Annotated in this window: 19 protein-coding genes; 12 read left to right on the top strand and 7 right to left on the bottom strand. The window is 60.0% G+C overall.

What is annotated here, in order from left to right:
• The first annotated feature begins 5 nt into the window (after positions 1-5).
• Together PQR27_RS12580 and PQR27_RS12575 are read left to right on the top strand one after the other, a co-directional pair.
• Positions 6-1,250 (top strand): acyl-CoA dehydrogenase family protein, encoded by a 1,245-nt coding sequence (locus tag PQR27_RS12580; RefSeq protein WP_408523970.1) that lies wholly within the window; start codon positions 6-8, stop codon positions 1,248-1,250.
• A 288-nt stretch (positions 1,251-1,538) separates the two neighbouring features.
• A complete protein-coding gene (locus PQR27_RS12575) occupies positions 1,539-2,612 on the top strand; it encodes a porin (RefSeq protein ID WP_408523969.1) in 1,074 nt (357 codons plus the stop codon).
• A gap of 22 nt (positions 2,613-2,634) precedes the next feature.
• Here the strand turns inward: PQR27_RS12575 and PQR27_RS12570 are convergent, their stop codons facing one another.
• Positions 2,635-3,528, bottom strand: coding sequence for a LysR family transcriptional regulator (locus PQR27_RS12570; protein ID WP_408523968.1), 894 nt, complete (start codon positions 3,526-3,528; stop codon positions 2,635-2,637).
• A 339-nt stretch (positions 3,529-3,867) separates the two neighbouring features.
• On the opposite strand from PQR27_RS12570, the gene PQR27_RS12565 reads away from it, so the two are divergent.
• The 10 genes from PQR27_RS12565 to PQR27_RS12520 all read left to right on the top strand — a co-directional run bounded on the left by PQR27_RS12565 (position 3,868) and on the right by PQR27_RS12520 (position 13,775).
• Complete coding sequence (locus tag PQR27_RS12565; protein ID WP_408523967.1) at positions 3,868-4,866, top strand: ABC transporter substrate-binding protein; 999 nt, start codon at positions 3,868-3,870, stop codon at positions 4,864-4,866.
• A gap of 23 nt (positions 4,867-4,889) precedes the next feature.
• Positions 4,890-5,708, top strand: coding sequence for an ABC transporter permease (locus tag PQR27_RS12560; RefSeq protein ID WP_408523966.1), 819 nt, complete (start codon positions 4,890-4,892; stop codon positions 5,706-5,708).
• A gap of 11 nt (positions 5,709-5,719) precedes the next feature.
• Positions 5,720-6,460 (top strand): ABC transporter ATP-binding protein, encoded by a 741-nt coding sequence (locus PQR27_RS12555; RefSeq protein WP_408523965.1) that lies wholly within the window; start codon positions 5,720-5,722, stop codon positions 6,458-6,460.
• Between the two features lie 76 nt (positions 6,461-6,536).
• Positions 6,537-7,331 (top strand): enoyl-CoA hydratase/isomerase family protein, encoded by a 795-nt coding sequence (locus PQR27_RS12550; RefSeq protein WP_408523964.1) that lies wholly within the window; start codon positions 6,537-6,539, stop codon positions 7,329-7,331.
• A gap of 4 nt (positions 7,332-7,335) precedes the next feature.
• Complete coding sequence (locus PQR27_RS12545) at positions 7,336-8,502, top strand: thiolase family protein (RefSeq protein WP_408523963.1); 1,167 nt, start codon at positions 7,336-7,338, stop codon at positions 8,500-8,502.
• Position 8,503: 1 nt separating this feature from the next.
• Complete coding sequence (locus tag PQR27_RS12540; RefSeq protein WP_408523962.1) at positions 8,504-8,947, top strand: Zn-ribbon domain-containing OB-fold protein; 444 nt, start codon at positions 8,504-8,506, stop codon at positions 8,945-8,947.
• Between the two features lie 9 nt (positions 8,948-8,956).
• Complete coding sequence (locus tag PQR27_RS12535) at positions 8,957-10,549, top strand: class I adenylate-forming enzyme family protein (RefSeq protein ID WP_408523961.1); 1,593 nt, start codon at positions 8,957-8,959, stop codon at positions 10,547-10,549.
• A 19-nt stretch (positions 10,550-10,568) separates the two neighbouring features.
• Positions 10,569-11,738, top strand: a complete 1,170-nt coding sequence (locus PQR27_RS12530; RefSeq protein ID WP_408523960.1) for an acyl-CoA dehydrogenase family protein — start codon at positions 10,569-10,571, stop codon at positions 11,736-11,738.
• Positions 11,735-12,790 (top strand): acyl-CoA dehydrogenase family protein, encoded by a 1,056-nt coding sequence (locus tag PQR27_RS12525; RefSeq protein ID WP_408523959.1) that lies wholly within the window; start codon positions 11,735-11,737, stop codon positions 12,788-12,790. Before PQR27_RS12530 ends, PQR27_RS12525 begins: the two co-directional genes overlap by 4 nt.
• A gap of 37 nt (positions 12,791-12,827) precedes the next feature.
• On the top strand, positions 12,828-13,775 hold the full coding sequence (locus PQR27_RS12520; RefSeq protein ID WP_408523958.1) for a LysR family transcriptional regulator: 948 nt from the start codon (positions 12,828-12,830) through the stop codon (positions 13,773-13,775).
• A 28-nt stretch (positions 13,776-13,803) separates the two neighbouring features.
• Here the strand turns inward: PQR27_RS12520 and PQR27_RS12515 are convergent, their stop codons facing one another.
• The 6 genes from PQR27_RS12515 to PQR27_RS12490 all read right to left on the bottom strand — a co-directional run bounded on the left by PQR27_RS12515 (position 13,804) and on the right by PQR27_RS12490 (position 17,968).
• A complete protein-coding gene (locus tag PQR27_RS12515) occupies positions 13,804-15,261 on the bottom strand; it encodes an aldehyde dehydrogenase family protein (RefSeq protein ID WP_408523957.1) in 1,458 nt (485 codons plus the stop codon).
• Between the two features lie 72 nt (positions 15,262-15,333).
• A complete protein-coding gene (locus PQR27_RS12510) occupies positions 15,334-16,185 on the bottom strand; it encodes an alpha/beta fold hydrolase (RefSeq protein WP_408523956.1) in 852 nt (283 codons plus the stop codon).
• Position 16,186: 1 nt separating this feature from the next.
• Entirely contained in the window at positions 16,187-16,942 is a 756-nt protein-coding gene (locus tag PQR27_RS12505) for a ferredoxin--NADP reductase (RefSeq protein ID WP_408523955.1), read from the bottom strand.
• A gap of 85 nt (positions 16,943-17,027) precedes the next feature.
• Positions 17,028-17,306 (bottom strand): 2Fe-2S iron-sulfur cluster-binding protein, encoded by a 279-nt coding sequence (locus PQR27_RS12500; RefSeq protein WP_408523954.1) that lies wholly within the window; start codon positions 17,304-17,306, stop codon positions 17,028-17,030.
• Positions 17,307-17,326: 20 nt separating this feature from the next.
• Positions 17,327-17,626, bottom strand: a complete 300-nt coding sequence (locus PQR27_RS12495) for a ferredoxin (RefSeq protein WP_408523953.1) — start codon at positions 17,624-17,626, stop codon at positions 17,327-17,329.
• Between the two features lie 33 nt (positions 17,627-17,659).
• Positions 17,660-17,968, bottom strand: coding sequence for a 2Fe-2S iron-sulfur cluster-binding protein (locus PQR27_RS12490; protein WP_408523952.1), 309 nt, complete (start codon positions 17,966-17,968; stop codon positions 17,660-17,662).
• Between the last annotated feature and the right edge of the window lie 41 nt (positions 17,969-18,009).

Here is an 18,009-nt window from a genome sequence, read left to right as displayed (position 1 = left end):
TAAAAATGGATTTCTCATATAGCCCGAAAGTCGAAGCGTTGTGCACGCAGGTGCGTACGTTCATGGACACTCACATCGTGCCGCGCATCGGGCAATGGCACGAGGAAGTGAACGCCGGTCAATATCCGGTTTCCTTTATGGAGGACCTGAAGGAGAAGGCGCGTGAAGAAGGTCTCTGGAACCTGTTCCTGCCGCATCTGCGCGATGACGAACCCGGTACCCGCCTGACCAATCTCGAGTACGCGCCGCTGGCTGAAATCATGGGGCGGGTGTCGTGGGCGTCCGAGGTGTTCAACTGCAATGCGCCGGATACGGGCAATATGGAGTTGCTCCATATGTTTGCCACGCCCGCTCAGCGCGAGGAATGGCTCAAGCCCCTGCTCGACGGCAAAATCCGTTCGGCGTTTGCGATGACGGAGCCGGCTGTGGCTTCCTCGGATGCGACCAATATCACGACGTCGATTCGTCGTGACGGGGATGACTATGTGATCGACGGCCGGAAGTGGTTCATCACGAATGCAGCACACCCGAATTGCACGATCTTCATCGTGATGGGTAAAACGGACCCGGACGCGCCGAGCCACCGTCAGCAGAGCATGATTCTCGTGCCCCGCGATACGCCCGGCGTCAAGGTGATCCGCAATATCACGGTGGTCAATCACGTCGCACCGGAAGGTCACTGCGAGATCGAGTTCAAGGGCGTGCGCGTACCCCGCTCGAATCTCCTCGGTGAAGAGGGGGGCGGCTTTGCGCTCGCGCAGGCGCGCCTCGGCCCGGGACGGATTCACCACTGCATGCGTTCGATCGGCGCCGCGGAACTGGCGCTCGAATTGATGGTGGAGCGCGCCCAGGCACGCACGGCATTCGGAAAGAGGCTGCATGAGCATGGAGCCGTCGGCGAATGGATCGCAAAGTCCAGAATTGAAATCGATCAGGCGCGGCTGTTTGTTCTCAAAGCCGCGTGGATGATCGACAACGTGGGGGCGAAGGAGGCGCGCAAGGAGATCTCGATGATCAAGGCGCTCGTACCAGGTGTCCACACCGCCGTTTGCGAGCGGGCGATTCAGGTGTTCGGCGCGATGGGGCTGAGCCCCGACACACCATTGGCCGATAGCTGGACGTGGGGCCGTGCGTTACGGTTCGCGGATGGCCCGGACGAGGTTCACTTGCAGAACATTGCGCGAATGGAAATCAAGGCGCAGCCCTATGAGCCGGGAAAGAATAATCCCTACCTGACGGCGTCGGTGTAATGCATAGCGCCAGTTTTAAAGCGTGAACTTTGTGGGGGGCCTGGCGCGAGGGCGGCATGGCGAAGATATCGGCCACGCCCCCACGCGTCAGCCCAATGCCGCCGTTATCGAGAATACTCGATTGAGGCGGCAGGAGCGCGCCTGAACACGACCCAATCTCTGTTCCATTTACTGAACCCAACTTCCCTCCCATGCGTCTATTCGCGGCTTTTCCGTTGCGGCACGATTGGCTCGGCGTCAATAAAAGTACAACTAGAGCCGCAATCGTGGCGAGGAATGGAGACAGCAATGAACAGTCGGCTTGTGAGCAGGTTTGCCATCCTGTGGGTGGCTGGAGGTGGCGTCTGGATAAGTAATGTGGCCCACGCGCAGTCTGGCGTCACGCTCTATGGCATTCTCGATTCCGGGGTGGAGTATTTGAGCAACGCGGCAAGCGCAAGCGGCGGGGCCAATCTATTCCGTCTAAACACAGGTAATCGAATCTCCAGCCGATTCGGCTTTCGGGCGGAGGAAGACCTGGGTGGCGGCCTGAAAGCGATCGTGAAACTCGAGTCGGGAATCAACATGACGAATGGCACCCTGCAACAAGGGGGGCGATTGTTCGGGCGAGAAGCATCGATTGGTATCGCTTCTAATTACGGCCAGATCACGATGGGGCGTCTGATGACGCCGATTTACGAGTATTTCCTGCCGCTCGATCCGTTGAATTACTCGAGCTATGGGCTACCCGCGCAGGATGGCCAATTCATCGGCCGCGCGGACAACGCCGTCAAATTCACTGGAACCTATGGTGCGTTCGACGTCAACACGCTGTACAGCTTCGGATACGATTCAACCGTGGCGGGCGGCGGCCCAGTTCCCGGATCTTTCCGTGTCGGCAAGCAATACGACATTGGCGCCCGCTATAGACGCAACGGTTTGCAGTTCGCCGCGGTGTATGAACAGCGGCAGGGGCAGAGTGTCGCGCAGTCTGGCAAGGATGAGCAGCGTGCGGCGTTTGGCGGCTCGTACAACTTCGCAAACTGGACGCTCTATGGCGGATACGAGTGGTTCCAAAGCGATCTTCCCACGACCGCACAGCATCATGTGATGGCGTTTGGCGGGGTGCGCTACAACGTCAGCGCGCCGCTCTCGGTAGCCGCTGCCGCCTATTACCATGACATTAGTTCCGCGTCTCAACGACCATACAGTGTGGGTCTGAACGCAGACTACCTGCTGTCCAAGCGTACCAGTCTCTATGCAGACGTGACGTACGTGCACAACGGCAATAAATCACAACTTGGCGCGACCGGGTTTGGCTCCGCCATCCAGCCTGGAAAAGATCAAGCTGCTGTCGCGATCGGTGTGGTCCACCGGTTCTGAGCCGTGGTCCCGCTATTTCTCGTCAGTTGTCCGAGAGCTTTTCGGATATGAAATCGAGAAATACGCGGGTCTTTCGCGTAATGCCTTTTCTGTTAAGGATAAGGGCACTTGCAGTCATCGACGGGCTTTCCCAGTCAGTCAGGACGCGAACAAGGCGGTTTCCGTTTACATCGTTCGTGCACATGATGTTAGGCAGCATGCTCAGGCCGGCGCCTCCGAGTGCCAGCTCACGCGCGATACCGATGTTGTTGACCACAATCTTGCTTTCGACCTCGACAAAGCGCTGCTTCTCGTGGTTCCGGAATGCCCATACGCCGTCCTGACGCTGCTGATCCGTTGTGATGCAGCGGTGGTTGTGAAAATCGTCGACAGTACGTGGTAAGCCCCTGCGCGCCAGATATTCGGGGCTGCCGTATACGCCGCGCGTGATGGTCGCTAGCCGGCGATAGGTGACGCCCGATTCTCGCAACTGACCGAGTTGGATGGCGAGGTCGTAAGGATCCTCCCGAGGATCGATCGCACGACTATTGACCTCGACCTCGAGGTCAATTTCCTCGTATCGTCGCGCGAATTCAGCGAGTGCGCGCCCAATCCAGGAAATGCCGAAGTCCACCGGGATGCTGATGCGCAACGTCCCGCGCAATTCGCTCTGCATCTCCATGGCGTCAAGCCCCGCATTCTCCACTGCGGCGACCATGCGTTCGCAGTGCTTGTAGAGAACCGCGCCGATGTCGGTTGGAACGAGTTTGCGAGAACCTTTGCGCAGCAGGGTGGCACCCATCGAGTGTTCGAGGAGCGTGAGTCTTCTGCTAATGGTGGATTTTGGAGTGCGTAACTGTTCTGCAGCGCGAGTGATGCTGCCGGCATTGACGACCTGGTAGAACAGGCGCAGCGAATTGAGGTCGAGCTCACTCATGTTGCTCCCCGATAAGGGGTGGATGACGTGCCGCCATGTCGGCCCCCGTCTTGCCACTGCGTAGTTTGCCTGGGCGCTATGGACGAATCGTCCCGGACGACGAAATCCTGTGCAGTTTAGTGCCGCAAAAATGGAACCTGACATCGGGTTAAACCCGTAAGTCTTTCACTATCCCTTCATGTGACCATGTTGCGTTCCAAAAATGGCACGGAGGGTCCCGAAAGTGCGGCTTCCTTCCAACTTTGGACTGTTTTAGTATTTTCACAACCGGTTCGCCACAGAGCAGAACCTCGGTGCGCGTCGCAGCTCGCAACGCGATGCCAAACATTGGAGACAGCCATGTTTAGTGATGCCAGAAGAAGCTTCCTTAGGCACGCCGCGTACGGAGGGACGTTGATAGGAGCGTCGTGTGTCGGCCTCGGCACACCGCTCCGTGCGTTCTCAGCGAACGATGCTTACCGTTGGGCAAACCTGACGCCGGGCTTTACCTTGTTCATGACGGAGTTCATTCAGGCAACAGGGCTGGATAAAAAGTATGGTTTGCAATTGGGCAAACCGACCTCATACACATCGGTCTCAACCTATTACAACGACTTCGTCGCGGGAAACTACGACGTCTGCATCGGCAGTTGGGACACCTTCGCATCCCGATACCTCGCGGGTGTTCCGCTTGCACTGGTATGCGGTGTGAGCACCGCATCAATGATCGGCCTGGTGGCTCGAAAGGGGGGAGTAAAGGATATTCGCGAGCTCGCTGGCAGGCTGGTTGCAGCTCCGCAATCGACCGGGACATACCGTATGGCCCGTGCCGTCATCAAACAGTTGGACGGCTACGATCTGGAGGGCGGTAGCAAGATCCAGAACGTGGACAATCCCGCCGCTGCCATTTCCATGGTCATGGCAAGCCGGGCGGATGCGGCGTTGACATGGGAGCCGAATATCAGCGCGGGCATGTTGCGGGACACCGGCTTGGGCATGCTCTATAACGTGGGCGATCGCTATCGTCAAAAGGTCGGCGTAGACCTACCGTATTTCGGTGTTGCCGTGCGCAAGTCCGCGCTCAAAGCCGACCCGCAACTGGCTTCCCGGGTGGACCAGGTCTTTGCCGCGGCTTCGGCTGCGATTGCGGCGGATCCCAGGCGCGCGGTGCAAATCGCCGGGTCGAAATCGGGCGTACCGCCGGAAGTTCTGACTCTTTCCATCCAATCGGGGCGGACCGGTTTCTCACACATATCGATGTCTGACTCCCAAGGGCGTCAGACGATGCGTGTCGCGAGCGATTTCCTTGTGCGAGGTGGATTACTACCCAAGGTCATCGACGACGGATTTTTCGCATAGCGACTGATAAACCGGAGACTTCTATGAAAGCAAAAGCGGAAGCATTCGCAGTACCGCCGGTCCGCGCAGTAAAGACGCTGGCGGCGCCACAGCGCACCTCGGATATGCGTGCGCTCCTGATTGTCGTGATCGGTCTGATTGTTGCGATTGAGGTCGCGAGCCGATTCGTACCCGCATACATCATGCCGTCGCCTGCTTCCATTGGCGTGGCGCTACTGGAACTGCTTCAGACCGATTACGTGCACGTCGCCGTCACGATCCTGCGCCTTGCGGGCGCGATTGTGTTTGCGATGATCGCGGGCGTGCTCGTGGGCCTGCTGATGGCCACGTCGCCTCGCGTCGGAGCCTATCTCAAGTCGCTCGTACTGATTGATACCGGTATCCCGGCATTGTCATGGATGCTGATTGCGGTTTTCTGGTTCAAGGATGCGGAGCTGCGGATTTTCTTCATTCTGGCAGTCATCCTGTTGCCGTTCTATGCCCTCAATGTTTACGAAGGGATCAAGGCACTGCCAAATGAATGGCTCGACATGATTCAGAGCTTTAGACCTACGCGTCGCCAGGTCATGCGCTATCTGATTCTCCCGCATGTCGTCTCGTACATCTTCCTCACGACCAAATCGGTCATTGGTTACGCCATTCGTATGGTTGTCTTCGCGGAGCTGGTTGCGTCGGCCGTTGGCATCGGATCTCGAATGAGCCTCGCGCAATCGACGTTCCGCATTGATTCGGTGCTCGCCTGGACCGTGCTCCTTGTTGTTCTGAATCTCGTTCTGCAGTGGCTCGCCGGTGTTGCCGAACGACGTCTTCTGCCGTGGCGTATCGAAGCGAACGTTCGCTGACTGGAGGCTGTATGGAAACCTTGATCGAATTTAGCCGGGTGTCCAAGCGCTTTGGTACCCACACCGCTGTCGACGGTCTCGACCTCCGGGTCGAGCGAGGCGAAATCGTCGCGCTGCTGGGGCGCACCGGTGCCGGAAAGAGCACGGTAATGAATCTGCTGATGGGTACGCTCGCCGCCGACAGCGGCACGGTGACGGTAGCCGGCGTCGACCCGTCGCGCCAGTTTGCCAGTCTGCGCGGCCAGTTGGCGGTGAGCTTTCAGACGGACCGGCTTCTGCCGTGGCGCACGGCGCGCGAAAACGTGGAACTGGGACTGCTTCTGCTCGATCGTTCGAAAAAGGAGGCTCGTGCGATTGCGCTCGAATGGCTCACGCGAGTGGGCCTCGCGGCAGCGGAGAAGAAATACGCGCACGAGATGTCGGGCGGAATGAGGCAGCGCGTTTCACTTGCGCGTGCGCTCGCGGTCGATCCGGAAATCGTCTTGCTTGACGAGTCGTTCAGCCAACTCGACCCGGTGACCTCACGCGAGCTGCGTCACGATTTCCGCGAAATCGTGAAGACCTATGCAAAGACCTGTGTATTTGTCACGCACAACATCGACGACGCGCTTGAGATTGCCGATCGCATTTTTGTCCTCGCCGCGCCCGCTCGTGTTGCATGCGAGTTGACGATTTCGGAAGAAAGCCGGCATGACGCGATCGTGACAACACGGATGCGAGCGGAGATCGAAAGGGCCATTGGCTCGCCATAACGTGGGGCGCCGTGCTGCGCTCGCGCGGCGAGATATCTAACCCGGCGGCCTTGTCCGCCTCATTTGAGAGCTTTCGATGGACTACACCGACATTACCGTCGAACACGTCGAGCATTGGCTCGAGATCGGGATCAACCGCCCCGACAAGATGAACGCGCTGCGTGAGCGTACGGCGGAGGAAATTCTGAACGCACTCGAAACCGCGGAGCATGACAGGCAAGTCAGGACTGTGATCTTCACGGGTTCAGCGAAGGCGTTCTGCACTGGAATCGACACCAGCGAATTCCAGCTGAAAGAGAACGAATACTTTGATTTCTTCCGCAAGCGCAAGCGCAACCGGAAAGTGAACCAGCTGTTTCGCGAAATCTCGCAGTACACCAAACCCGTGATCAGCGCGGTCGAAGGACTCGCACTGGGTGGGGGATTTGAACTGGCGCTGGTCGGCGACCTGATCGTGGCAGGTGCCGAGGCGCAGTTTGCCTTGCCGGAGGTTCGCCTTGGCCTGATGCCGGGCGGTGGCGGCACGCAGACACTGGCACGCCTCGTGGGCCCGTCGATCACCAAGGAACTGGTATGGACCGGCCGGCGCGTCCGGGCGGAAGAGGCGCACGCGCTGCGCATTGTGAACTATGTGGCTGACGCCGGTGGTGCACTTGAACGCGCAAGAATGCTCGCGCGTGACATTAGTGCGAACGCGCCCGTCTCGGTCATGTTGACCAAGTCGTCGATCGATCGTGGCATGGACGTCCCGCTTTCCGAGGGGATGGACATTGAAAGCGACGTGTCTTTCATGCTGTATTTCTCGACGGATCGGAATGAAGGGCTACAGGCGCTGCGCGAGAAACGTAAGCCGAATTTCAAGGGGGAGTGAAATCATGAGTAAGCGTGACATGGTGATCGCGGGGTACGCTGAGACCCCCATTGGCTTCCGGACTGGCCGGAGCGCGTACGACATTGCCGGCGAGGCACTGGATCAGTTGCTTGCAAGGACCGGTATTGAGCGGAGCATGATTGACGGACTGTCGGTTACGACCGCGCTCAGCGAAGCTTCGAACCCGTTCTTTGCCGTGTACATGACCGAAGCGCTCGGGCTCACGCCGACGTGGCTCAACTATGGCGGCATGGGTGGGTGTTCGGCAACCGGTGGCGTTGCCCGTGCCATGTCGGCCATTCGTGACGGGATGTGCGAAATAGCGGTGGTGATGTCGGCCGACGCACCGAGCACCGACTGGCGATCCAACTATGGTGCATTCCGTTCGGAGTTTCAGGATCCGGCAGGTGTTCAGGGCCCGCCAGCCACCTTCGGCTTGTTGATGAGTCGCTATGCCCACCAGTACGGGCTGAAGGAAGAGGCGCTCGGAAAGATCGCCATCACGCAGCGTACCCACGCGCTGACGAACGTGAACGCCTGCGAGAAGTTCAAAAAGCCGTTGACGATGGAAGCCTATCTCGAGTCCCGCATTGTCGCCGATCCTCTACGCGTGCTCGATAGCGTGATGTTCTGCGACGGGGCCAACGCGTTTCTCGTCATGACCGAAAAGAAGGCGCAAGAACTGGGCATTTCGAAAGTCGTGTATCCGGTTGCGTATGGCGAGGTGACGAACTTCAACGGTGACGACCCGCTGGCGGATATCACCCAGTCTGGCTTCACTCGCATTGGACCGCGTGTGTTGAACGAGGCCGGTCTCAAGCCGGCTGACGTCGACATGTTTCAACCATACGACGACTTCACCATCGCTGTGATGATGCAAATGGAGGCGTTCGGCTTCTGCGATCGCGGTCAGGGCTCGGCTTACGTCCTGGCGACCGACCTCTCGCACAAGGGCGAGCTGCCACTCAATACGGGCGGGGGGCAAATTTCGGCGGGACAGCCCGGTCTGGCAAGTGGCGGCCTGAATCTCGCCGAAGCTGTCCGCCAGTTGTTTGGAGAAGGCGGCGCCACCCAGGTCCCTGATGCCCGTAATGCGCTGGTGACCGGCATTGGCGTGATCCCCTATGGCCGGAACTGGGGAACCAGCTCTGCAATGATTCTGGAGGTATGACATGAGCCAAGTTCAATCCGTTGCCGAAAAGACCACTGAAGCGGCAGCACGACCAGTCCCGCGTGCGAATGTTTACACCGACACCAAGCCGTTCTGGGATGGGATCAAACAAGGCAAGCTAAAGCTGCAATACTGCACGGAGGCCGGACGGTTTCAGCACTATCCGCGTCCGGTCAGCGTCTATACGGGTCGGCGCACGCTTGAATGGCGCGAGGTCAGCGGTAACGGCCAGATCTACGCCTTCACGGTCGTTCGCATTCCCGGCCCAGGCCTCGATGGCCGCCTGCCGTTGTGTGTCGCGACTGTCGAACTGGACGAGGGCGTGCGCATCATTGCAAATGTCCTCGGCTGCCTCCCGGAGGATCTGGCGATTGGCAAGCGCGTGAAGCTCGAGTGGGACACGCTCGACGGTGACAGCCGGTACCCGGCCTTCAGGCTGGCCTGAGGAGGCACGATGAGACTCGAAACCTTACTGCGGGCCCGTGCGCAGCGCGTTCCCGACAAGACGTGCATTCGTGTCGGCGCGCGTCGGCTCACGTATCGTCAGTTCGTCACGGACTGCCATGCATTGGCGAGCGGTATGCATCATTGGGGTGTCAAGCCGGGCCAGCGGGTGCTGATCTATCTGCCGAACAGCATTGAATTCGCGCAGGCGCTATATGCCGCCTTCATGCTAGGTGCCACGGTCGTGCCGGTGAACACGAGGCTGACACTGCAGGAACTCAGCTATTTCCTCGAAGACAGCGTGCCGGCAGTCGCCGTGGTGCCGTCTGGCAACGTGGAGGCAATCGCGTTGCTTCGCGCTCGCTTCCCGCAGGTTCGTCTGCTGCTGGCGGGGAATTCAGAGGCTCCGGGCCTCGAGGGTGCGAAGACGGTTGCTGAGCTGGCGCAATCAACCGACGAGTCTCTCCCGGAGGTGCCGCTGACTTGCGACGATTGCATGATCCTCTATACCTCGGGCACGACCGGGCGTCCCAAGGGAGCCGTGATTACGCACGCAAATTGCGTTGTGCAACACGGGTTCCTGAATGCCATGGAATGGGGAATCAGCGACAGCGATACCTTCCTCGTCACCACGCCGCTTGCGCACCGGACGGGCCTGGCACGCCTTCTTAACGCGTTCAATCTCGGCGCGACCCTGGTGGTGATGGAGCGCTTCGACGCCGAAGAGGCGGTGTCTGTCATAGAGCGCGAAGCGGTCACCGCGTTGGGCATGGTGCCGACGGTCGCCCGGATGTTGCTGCCGGTGCTGAAAGCAGCGCCGGCGCGTTGCGCCAGCTTGCGTCACGTGATCGTCACCGGCGAGGCGTTTCCAGTCGAACTGAAGCGTCAGATGATCGATCTGTTGCCGGCGGTGCAACTCCATTCGTTTTTCGCCATGACGGAAGTTGGCTCTATCACGAGTCTGACGCATGACGAACAGTTTTCGCATCCGGCATCCGTGGGGCGGCCGACGGTCGGCGTTGAGGTGAAACTCGTAGATGAGCGGGACAACGTGGTCCCTGTTGAGACGGTCGGCGAGATCCTGGTGCGCTCGGGCGAACCGGGGCGCTTTACAACCATGCGTGGTTACTACAACCGGCCTGACGAAACGGCTGCGGCGATTACGGATGGGTGGGTACGTACCGGCGATCTCGCGAAATTCGACGTGGATGGATACCTGTACATCGTCGATCGAAAGAAGGACATGGTGCTGAGCGGCGGCTTCAATGTCTACACAAAGGAAGTGGAGTTGGCTCTTATAGAACACCCAGCCGTGGCTGATGCCGCAGTCATTGGCGTACCTGACGAAATCTACGGGGAAGCGGTCGCGGCGTTTGTCGAATTGCGCGCGGGCACCGCTGTCACTGAGGCGACGTTGATCGAGCACACGAAGGAGCGTATCGCCGGTTACAAAAAGCCGCGCCATGTGTTCTTTATCGACACGCTCCCTCGTAGTTCACTGGGAAAGGTGTTGAAGGCACAGCTTCGCGAACTCGCGCGCGAGCGCCTCGACGAAGCTACATCGAACCAGGCATGCGCCGTGTTGCGACACGGCGTTCTATAGCTGATCGCAAGGGACACCTATGTTGAGGCAGGAATCGGCAGGGGAGGCCGCGTTTCGCAAGGAAGTGGCTGAGTGGTTGGCTGGTGCGGTGCCCCCCGAGCTTCGGGACTTGACGTTTCGTCCATCACACGCGGAGGCGCTCGGATGGTACCGCAAGCTGTCCGGGCGCGGATGGGTTGCTCCCCACTGGCCGCAAACCTTCGGCGGGATGGGCGCATCGCCGGTGGAGCAGATCATCCTGATGGAGGAGTTGGCGCGTGCGGGGGCACCCGATTTCCCGACTCAAGGTTTAAACCACATCGGTCCGACGCTCATGGCGCGCGGCAACCCGGTGCAGCAGACGCGCCACCTGCCGCCGATTCTTGCCGGTGATGTGATCTGGTGTCAGGGCTATTCCGAGCCCGGCGCCGGGTCCGATCTTGCGAACTTGCGCACACGTGCCGAGGTGCGAGGCGACCGGCTCATCGTCAACGGCCACAAGATCTGGACCACCTGGGGTCATCACGCTGACTGGATGTTCGCACTCGTGCGCACGGGGCAGGAAAGCGCAGGTCGGGACGGCATTACATTCGTACTGATCGACTTGCATAGCGACGGCGTCACACGCCGTCCAATTGAAACGATTGCGGGTGATGACGAGTTCTGCGAGGTGTTCTTCGACGACGTCGCCGTGCCACTCGAAAACGTGGTGGGCGAGCTGGGAGACGGATGGTCAGTAGCGACTGCCGTGCTAATGGAGGAGCGTCTTCGGCTCGGGGCTCCGGCGTTGGCGTTCAAGGCGATGGAGCGTCTGCGTCGCGTTGTTTCTCACCTGGGCAGGAATGATGCGCATACCCGGCATCGTCTCGCGCAGGCAGAGGTCGCCGTTGAGACGCTGGTCGCAGCCTATCTGAGCGCAGCGGAAACGCAAGGCGAGGGCACGGATGGGGCCACCGCATATCTGAAGATCCTCTCTACGGAAACGGTCCAACAGATTCTGGCCTTCGCGCAGGAATTGGCTGGCGAGTACGCTGCTTTAAAAATGCCGCTGCGCGACGGCGACGGGAATCGTGTCGATCTGTCGGAAATGTATCTGCAATCGCGCCGGCTATCGATCTACGGTGGCACGAACGAAATCCAGCGCACGCTCATCGCATCGAAAGTGCTTGAATTGCCGCGTTCGGCGCGACCGAAGAAGGGAACGTCATGAATATCCGCGAAAAACAAGCCATTCACGCCGTCAGCGAAGAGATCCTGATGATCAGTCGCAGTGCCCGTGACTTCGCTACGGGAATAGGAGGAGTCGCGCGAGCGCGCAAGGTGCGCGACCAGTGGCCGGCGCCCGACTTGTCGGCATGGCGTCAAATTGCGGCGATGGGGTGGTTCGGCATGCTGGTGCCCGAATCTCAGGGGGGACTGGGTCTTGACGCTCGGGCGGTGGTGGTACTGGGTGACGCCATTGGCAGCGCGCTCATGCCGGAACCGGTCATCTCCACCATTGCGGGTGCCTGGCTTCTCGCGCGTGCCAATGCCATTGAGCTTCCGGCCGTCATGGAGGGGACCAGCCGAATGACAATCGCCGAGGCCAGCCTCCATGAGGAGAGCTTTCTTGCGACGGTTCCCGACCTTGCCGGAGGTTCGATGATCGCGGTGTCCAGCGCGGAGGAGGATGGCGTCCACCTGATCGGACTCGATGCACAAGGATTGACGCGGCTGGACCATGAGTGCGTGGATGGTTCAACCTTATCCGATGTCACCCTTTCGCGCGACACCTGGCGCGACGGAAAGATACTCGACGTCGGTGCCGATGACTTCGCGTTTGCGAGCGACATCACATTGCTCGGCGATTCCGCTCAGTTGGTCGGCGCGATGGACGCAGCGTTGGCGCTGACGGTCGAGTATCTGAAGACACGGACGCAGTTCGGTGTGCCAATCGGCACCTTCCAGGCGCTGCAACATCGCGCGGCTTCGGCGTATGTAGAAGTGGCAGCATGCCGGGCGCTGGTCGGTGAGGCGGCCCATGCGTTTGGCGCGACGGGAAAGCGCCGCGCTCTGGCGGCGGCCGCCGCCAAGGCGCGTACAGCTGAGGCGGCGACTCGAGTCATGGACACCTGCATACAGTTACATGGGGCCATCGGGTTCGCTGATGAACATGACATCGGTCTGTACTATCGACGCGCGATGACGTTGAGTGCTAGCGGCGGGAATGCATGGACGCAATACAACCGTTATGCGTCTTTGGCAGCCAGTAATGGTGTGTAGTGCACTGGCAGATTGAATACGACACGAGGGAAGCGCCATGGATCTTCGTCAGATCGAATACTTCGTCGCGCTCTTCGAAGACGGCTCGGTTACTCGCGCCGCGAAGCGCTTAGGTATCGTTCAATCCGCGCTTAGCATGCAGATTGGCCGGCTCGAGAAAGAGCTAGGGCAAGCCCTCTTCGAACGTGGAGCGCATGGCATGTCGCCGACTCCGGCCGGCGGGCGCATGTACAAACTGTTCGTGCCGATTTTGAGTGATATCGCCGGTGCGCGGGACGAGCTGTTGCACCGCGAGAGCGAAATCTCCGGCCACGTGTCGCTTGGTTTGATCTCATCGATTGCGGAGAGCGTCCTGGCTCAGGCCATGATGCGCTTTCACGAACGCTACCCGCATGTGCAAGTGACCATTTCGGTCGGCTACAGCGCGACGCTGATCGATTGGGTATCCAGCGGTCAACTGGACGCGGCCATCATCAACAGTCCCAGGAACAAACTGCGACTGAACACTGAGCCCCTGCTCGACGAAGAGATGGTGTTGATCACGAGCCGGCGTCAGAATTCGCCGCTGCCTCCGGGTCTTGAACTATCCCGCCTCCAGGACTTCGAGCTGGTGCTGCCCACACGTCGGCACGGGCTTCGCAACGTGCTGGACGAGGTTACCCGGCAAGCGGGTATCGTATTGACACCCAAGTTCGAGATTGACGCGCTCAACGCGATTGTGGAGCTGGTTGCGACGACGCGATTTGCAGCAGTCCTGCCGAGCGTCGTGGTTCAGCGAGCGGTGAGAGACGGGAGGGTCGATATGTGTCCAGTCGGGACGCCCCCAATAGCGCGCCGGGTCGTACGGATTAGTCCTGCCGAGCGTCCGCTCGGGGCGGCGGTACAAGTGCTGATCGATACGATCGTTTCACAAATCCGGGTTGGTTCCGCTGCGCCCAGCGAGTCATTTTCTTCTGCAGTCGAGGCGTCGTGTTCAACTGATTGACGGGGCGCTTATGCGCCCCGTCAATCGCTCACTTCCCTGTCGTTTGGTCGGGTAACGACACGCCAGCCGTTAGACAGATGTGCTTGAGTTCCGTGAAATCGGCCAAAGCCTCGTAGCCGTGAAGCCGTCCTAGCCCGCTTTGGCGGTAGCCACCCGTCTCCGCTTCGGCGAACAGCTTGTTATGGTCGTTGATCCATACCGTACCGTTACGCAGCGCCCGGGCAACACGCATGGCACGGGCGCCGTCGTGCGTCCAGACACTTGCCGACAGGCCAAAGATGGCGTTGTTCGCCTTTGCCACTGCCTCCGCTTCCGTCTCGAAGGTTTCAAGCGTAACGAACGGGCCGAAGATCTCTTCCTGGCAAAAGAACGCATTCGGGTCGCGATGCTCGACGAGCGTTGGGCTCAGGAATGAACCATGGCGGAGGGCTCCGTCAGGAACGCCCCCTCTCAGTAATACCGAGTCAGCCTGGTCACAGGCTTCTTCGACCATTCGGGCGACTGCATTGCGCGCCGTCTCGTCGATGAGCGGACCCATCTGCGTGTCGGGCGCAAGCCCGGGACCGAGTCGCAATGTTCCGAGTGCAGTGCGCAGCGAGTCGCGCATCGCCGGCGCCAGCGAGGCATGAACAAGCACGCGGCGCGCCGCGGTGCACTGTTGGCCGGAAATGATGGTGGCCGCCTGAGCGAGACGCGGTGCGACTGCCTGAACGTCAGCGTCTTCGAACACCACACAGCACGACTTTCCGCCCAGTTCAAGGGAGAGCTTCTTGACGCTCTCCGCGGCCGTCGCCATGATTTTCTTTCCTGTGGCGGTGGAACCGGTGAAGCTGATGACGTCGATATCTGTGGACCGCACCAGATATTCGGCGACCTCGTGACCGCTCTCCGCTACCACGTTGACGACGCCAGGCGGAATAGCAAGTCGCACTAGCGAGTCAAGTAACGTACAGAGGAAGAGCGCCGTCTGCGCTGCCGGCTTGATGACGAGCGTGCAGCCTGCTGCGAGCGCCGGCGCCGCCGATCGGACTAATAGAACCGCAGGGGCGTTCCAGGGGACGATAATGCCGACGGTGCCGGCGGGCTCTCGCAGGATCGTAGAGAAAACCCCGGGTTCGGGCTCGAGTACGTGGCCCGGAATGTGGCGCGCGAGCCCAGCGTAGTAGCGGATTTCGGAGATTGCAGCGAGCATTTCGCCGCGCGCCTGGGCAAGCGGCTTACCATTCTCCCTTGTCAGCAGTCGCGCCAGGCCTTCCACGTCGCGCTCGAGAGCGTTGGCCCAGTCGAGCAGGATCCGTTGGCGATAGCGGGCGTCCTGAGGCCAGGTCGTACGGTCAAATGCGTGACGCGCGGCGGCGACGGCAGCGGCTGCTTCAATGGCGCCGCCCGCGGCGAATTCGCCGATCAATTCCCCGTTGGATGGGTCGAAACTCGGTGCGAGGGGACCTCCTGCTCGTTCACCATTGATCCAGTTGTGAACCTTCATCGTGTGTTCCTTGTGTGGTGCGATCGGAGTCGCTTGCTTGCTTATTTGCTTGCCTGGCAGAATGTGGGGTTGTTATCGGCAATTCGTGCCAATGCGCTCGAAATGGCGGAGTAATACCTGATTGAACGCGTCCGGTTGGTCGATGTTGGGCAGGTGCCTTGCGCCGCCTATGACTTCCAGCCTTGCGCGCGGCATGAGCGCAGCGATCTTTGCCATTTCTTCCGGAAGCACGCCGTCTTTTTCCCCAACAATCAAGGTCGTCTCGATCTCGATTCGATTGACTTCAGCCAGATAGTCGAGCGCCTGAATTGCGCGGGCGCAGCCGGTGAAGCCTGCCGTCGACGTCGACGCCGCGATTTCGCGGAAGGAGGCGGCAATACTCGGGGACCGCTCGAGAAACTCGCGGCCGAACCAGCGTTCGAGCGTGGAGTCCGCGAGCGCCTCACATCCCTCGCGCTCGGCGATTGCAATGCGATCGGTCCAGGGGGCGGCAACATCGGGCGGAGCATCCGCGCGTGCATCGCACAGGCAAAGGCTTTGCAGCCGCTCGGGATGGTGCAGTGCCAGCCCGAATCCGGCCATGCCTCCGAGCGAGAGGCCTACGTAGTGGACTTTCTCCAGCCCGAGGGCGTCGAGGACGGTGACGGTATCCGACACGATGTCGCTCATCGTGTCGGGCGAGCGGCGCGCGAACGAGGCGCCATGGCCGCGTGCGTCGATACACAGGACTTGCCAGCCGCGCGCGGCGAGCAGCCTGGCTTGCGTGGCCCACATCGCGCTGCTCGAGAGAATGGAATGCGTCATGACGATGGCGGGGGCTCCCGCATGGCCGCTTCGATAGACGCATATTTCTCCTGCGGCGTTTGCGAGCGGCACGTGTGTCACTGCGGTCGTTTCATCGGCCGATTCCTGATAGTCGGACATGTCAGTACCCCGCGAAAAATTCGATCGTGACGTGCCCGGGCGGAACGCCGCAGTCGTCGAGGCAGTCTTGCATGACTGCAACCATGGCGACTGGGCCGACAACGAAGTACTGACTCTCGCGCCAACCGTCAATCTCCTTGATGACGTCCGCAGTGATGAGTCCACCACGTATGCGTGGGTTGGCGTCCAACTCGCTGCTAGTCCACGCTTCGCCGTCGCCATAGACGTGCACCAGCTGGAAGTTCGCAAGTGTCTGGGTTAGCTGTTCGAGCGCTTCGCGCCACGACGCGGCGGCTGGCGTGCGGTTGCCGTAGACCAGTGTCACCGGCGGGACCACCAGGCCCTGTTCCGCGCGATGCCGCAGCGTATTCAACATGCTGTAGAACGGCGTGATGCCAATGCCGCCCGCGATCATGACGATTGGCGTAGTGGGATCGTCCGGTAGGACGAAGTCCCCCATTGCCGGACTAAGCAGAAAGGTTGTGCCGATGTCGCACGCCGCGAGTTGCCGTTTGAATGGTGTGTCCCGCATGCGCATCGCGAAGATGAGGCGCGACTCGTGCGGCGTACTGGCAACGGACAGCATCCGTTCTCCGTCATCCTCGCCGGCTAACGCAAAATCGGAAAGCCGCAAGCTCACGAACTGGCCCGCTTCGAATGCGAAATCGGCAGGGCGTTCGAGCTCAAAGGCCACAGTGTCTTCGGCGATGGTAGTTCGTGCGATGAGTCGGGTCTGATAGCTGGTTGGGGTGGACATGGCTCGCTCGGATAGTCATAACGCGACGCCTTGATGGGCGACGCCAGGGTTCATGAGGATGGGGTATCAGGATGGCTTGCCCGCCTCACCAGGAAACGCCGACATTGCCATTGACGAAGGTCTGGCAGGCTAGCCGATAGCCTCCGGCAAGTTCCTCGGTGCTGAGATGCTGGCGCTCTTTCGGCTTGACAGCGTCGGCATGCTCAACGCCCGTTTCGATGCGGCACTTGCAAGTCCCGCACAGGCCACCGCCGCATTTAAATGGAATACCACCCTGCCAACGAAGCGAAGCGCGGAGCAGGTTGGAATTCTCCGGTGCCTCAACCACCTTGTTCTGGTTGCTGATGAAAGTAATGCAGATCATGTCTGTCACCCGTTTTAAGACTAAGGGAGAACCTTGACGAGTTGCGCGTCAAGTTGGGCGAATGAAGTGAGTTCGGCGAGCGCGTGACGCGCTGCCGTCAAATCGTCGAAGCGAGGAAAGAACTTCGATGGAACGAGGTTGATGGCTTCGGGTGGTCCCTCGTCGATCACCCGAATCTTCGTGGCCTCCGCAAGCTGTGCAATCACGAATTGAATACGCACAGAGCCGCAAAAGAGATAGTTGTAGATCTCCGCGGCGACGAGGCCGTGGCTGATTTCGGTTCGGTAATGTCCTTGCTTGCTCGTTAGCAGGATGTACATGGTGGTCTCCTTCATCACTCGCTCAGGGCTCGCTCAGGAAACGCGCTCGTGCGCTTCCTGGCTAAGCTCGACATCGTGTTCGATCCAGATCTGACAGGCGAGCCGATAACCGTCTCCAAGACGCTCGCCTAGCATTTGCTTCTCCTTCCAGTTGGGCTCGGCGAGATGCTCCGCGCCCTTGAGCACCTTGCACATGCATTTGGAGCACTTGCCCATGCCGCACTCGTAGTCGAGGTGCGGATAAGGAAACTGCTTGATGCCGGCGCGCACAACGAGGTTGGTATGGGGGCGCACTTCACCCTCAATGATTTGCCCACCTTTGTGGAAAGTGATCTTGGGCATAGACGTGTCTTGGCAATAGGTAGACCGATGTCGGGGACAGC

The organism is Paraburkholderia fungorum (assembly GCF_046027215.1).
Taxonomy (GTDB): domain Bacteria; phylum Pseudomonadota; class Gammaproteobacteria; order Burkholderiales; family Burkholderiaceae; genus Paraburkholderia; species Paraburkholderia fungorum_D.
Note: the sequence above shows the minus strand (reverse complement) of the source record. Positions and strands in the feature narration are given on the sequence as shown.

Bases quoted from the DNA above. Each gene is read 5' to 3' on its own strand.
- PQR27_RS12525 (WP_408523959.1), top strand. From the start codon at position 11,735: ATGAATATCCGCGAAAAACAAGCCATTCACGCCGTCAGCGAAGAGATC.
- PQR27_RS12575 (WP_408523969.1), top strand. From the start codon at position 1,539: ATGAACAGTCGGCTTGTGAGCAGGTTTGCCATCCTGTGGGTGGCTGGA.
- PQR27_RS12550 (WP_408523964.1), top strand. From the start codon at position 6,537: ATGGACTACACCGACATTACCGTCGAACACGTCGAGCATTGGCTCGAG.
- PQR27_RS12505 (WP_408523955.1), bottom strand. From the start codon at position 16,942: ATGTCCACCCCAACCAGCTATCAGACCCGACTCATCGCACGAACTACC.
- PQR27_RS12565 (WP_408523967.1), top strand. From the start codon at position 3,868: ATGTTTAGTGATGCCAGAAGAAGCTTCCTTAGGCACGCCGCGTACGGA.
- PQR27_RS12515 (WP_408523957.1), bottom strand. From the start codon at position 15,261: ATGAAGGTTCACAACTGGATCAATGGTGAACGAGCAGGAGGTCCCCTC.
- PQR27_RS12535 (WP_408523961.1), top strand. From the start codon at position 8,957: ATGAGACTCGAAACCTTACTGCGGGCCCGTGCGCAGCGCGTTCCCGAC.
- PQR27_RS12560 (WP_408523966.1), top strand. From the start codon at position 4,890: ATGAAAGCAAAAGCGGAAGCATTCGCAGTACCGCCGGTCCGCGCAGTA.
- PQR27_RS12570 (WP_408523968.1), bottom strand. From the start codon at position 3,528: ATGAGTGAGCTCGACCTCAATTCGCTGCGCCTGTTCTACCAGGTCGTC.
- PQR27_RS12490 (WP_408523952.1), bottom strand. From the start codon at position 17,968: ATGCCCAAGATCACTTTCCACAAAGGTGGGCAAATCATTGAGGGTGAA.
- PQR27_RS12555 (WP_408523965.1), top strand. From the start codon at position 5,720: ATGGAAACCTTGATCGAATTTAGCCGGGTGTCCAAGCGCTTTGGTACC.
- PQR27_RS12520 (WP_408523958.1), top strand. From the start codon at position 12,828: ATGGATCTTCGTCAGATCGAATACTTCGTCGCGCTCTTCGAAGACGGC.
- PQR27_RS12530 (WP_408523960.1), top strand. From the start codon at position 10,569: ATGTTGAGGCAGGAATCGGCAGGGGAGGCCGCGTTTCGCAAGGAAGTG.
- PQR27_RS12540 (WP_408523962.1), top strand. From the start codon at position 8,504: ATGAGCCAAGTTCAATCCGTTGCCGAAAAGACCACTGAAGCGGCAGCA.
- PQR27_RS12510 (WP_408523956.1), bottom strand. From the start codon at position 16,185: ATGTCCGACTATCAGGAATCGGCCGATGAAACGACCGCAGTGACACAC.
- PQR27_RS12545 (WP_408523963.1), top strand. From the start codon at position 7,336: ATGAGTAAGCGTGACATGGTGATCGCGGGGTACGCTGAGACCCCCATT.
- PQR27_RS12495 (WP_408523953.1), bottom strand. From the start codon at position 17,626: ATGTACATCCTGCTAACGAGCAAGCAAGGACATTACCGAACCGAAATC.
- PQR27_RS12580 (WP_408523970.1), top strand. From the start codon at position 6: ATGGATTTCTCATATAGCCCGAAAGTCGAAGCGTTGTGCACGCAGGTG.
- PQR27_RS12500 (WP_408523954.1), bottom strand. From the start codon at position 17,306: ATGATCTGCATTACTTTCATCAGCAACCAGAACAAGGTGGTTGAGGCA.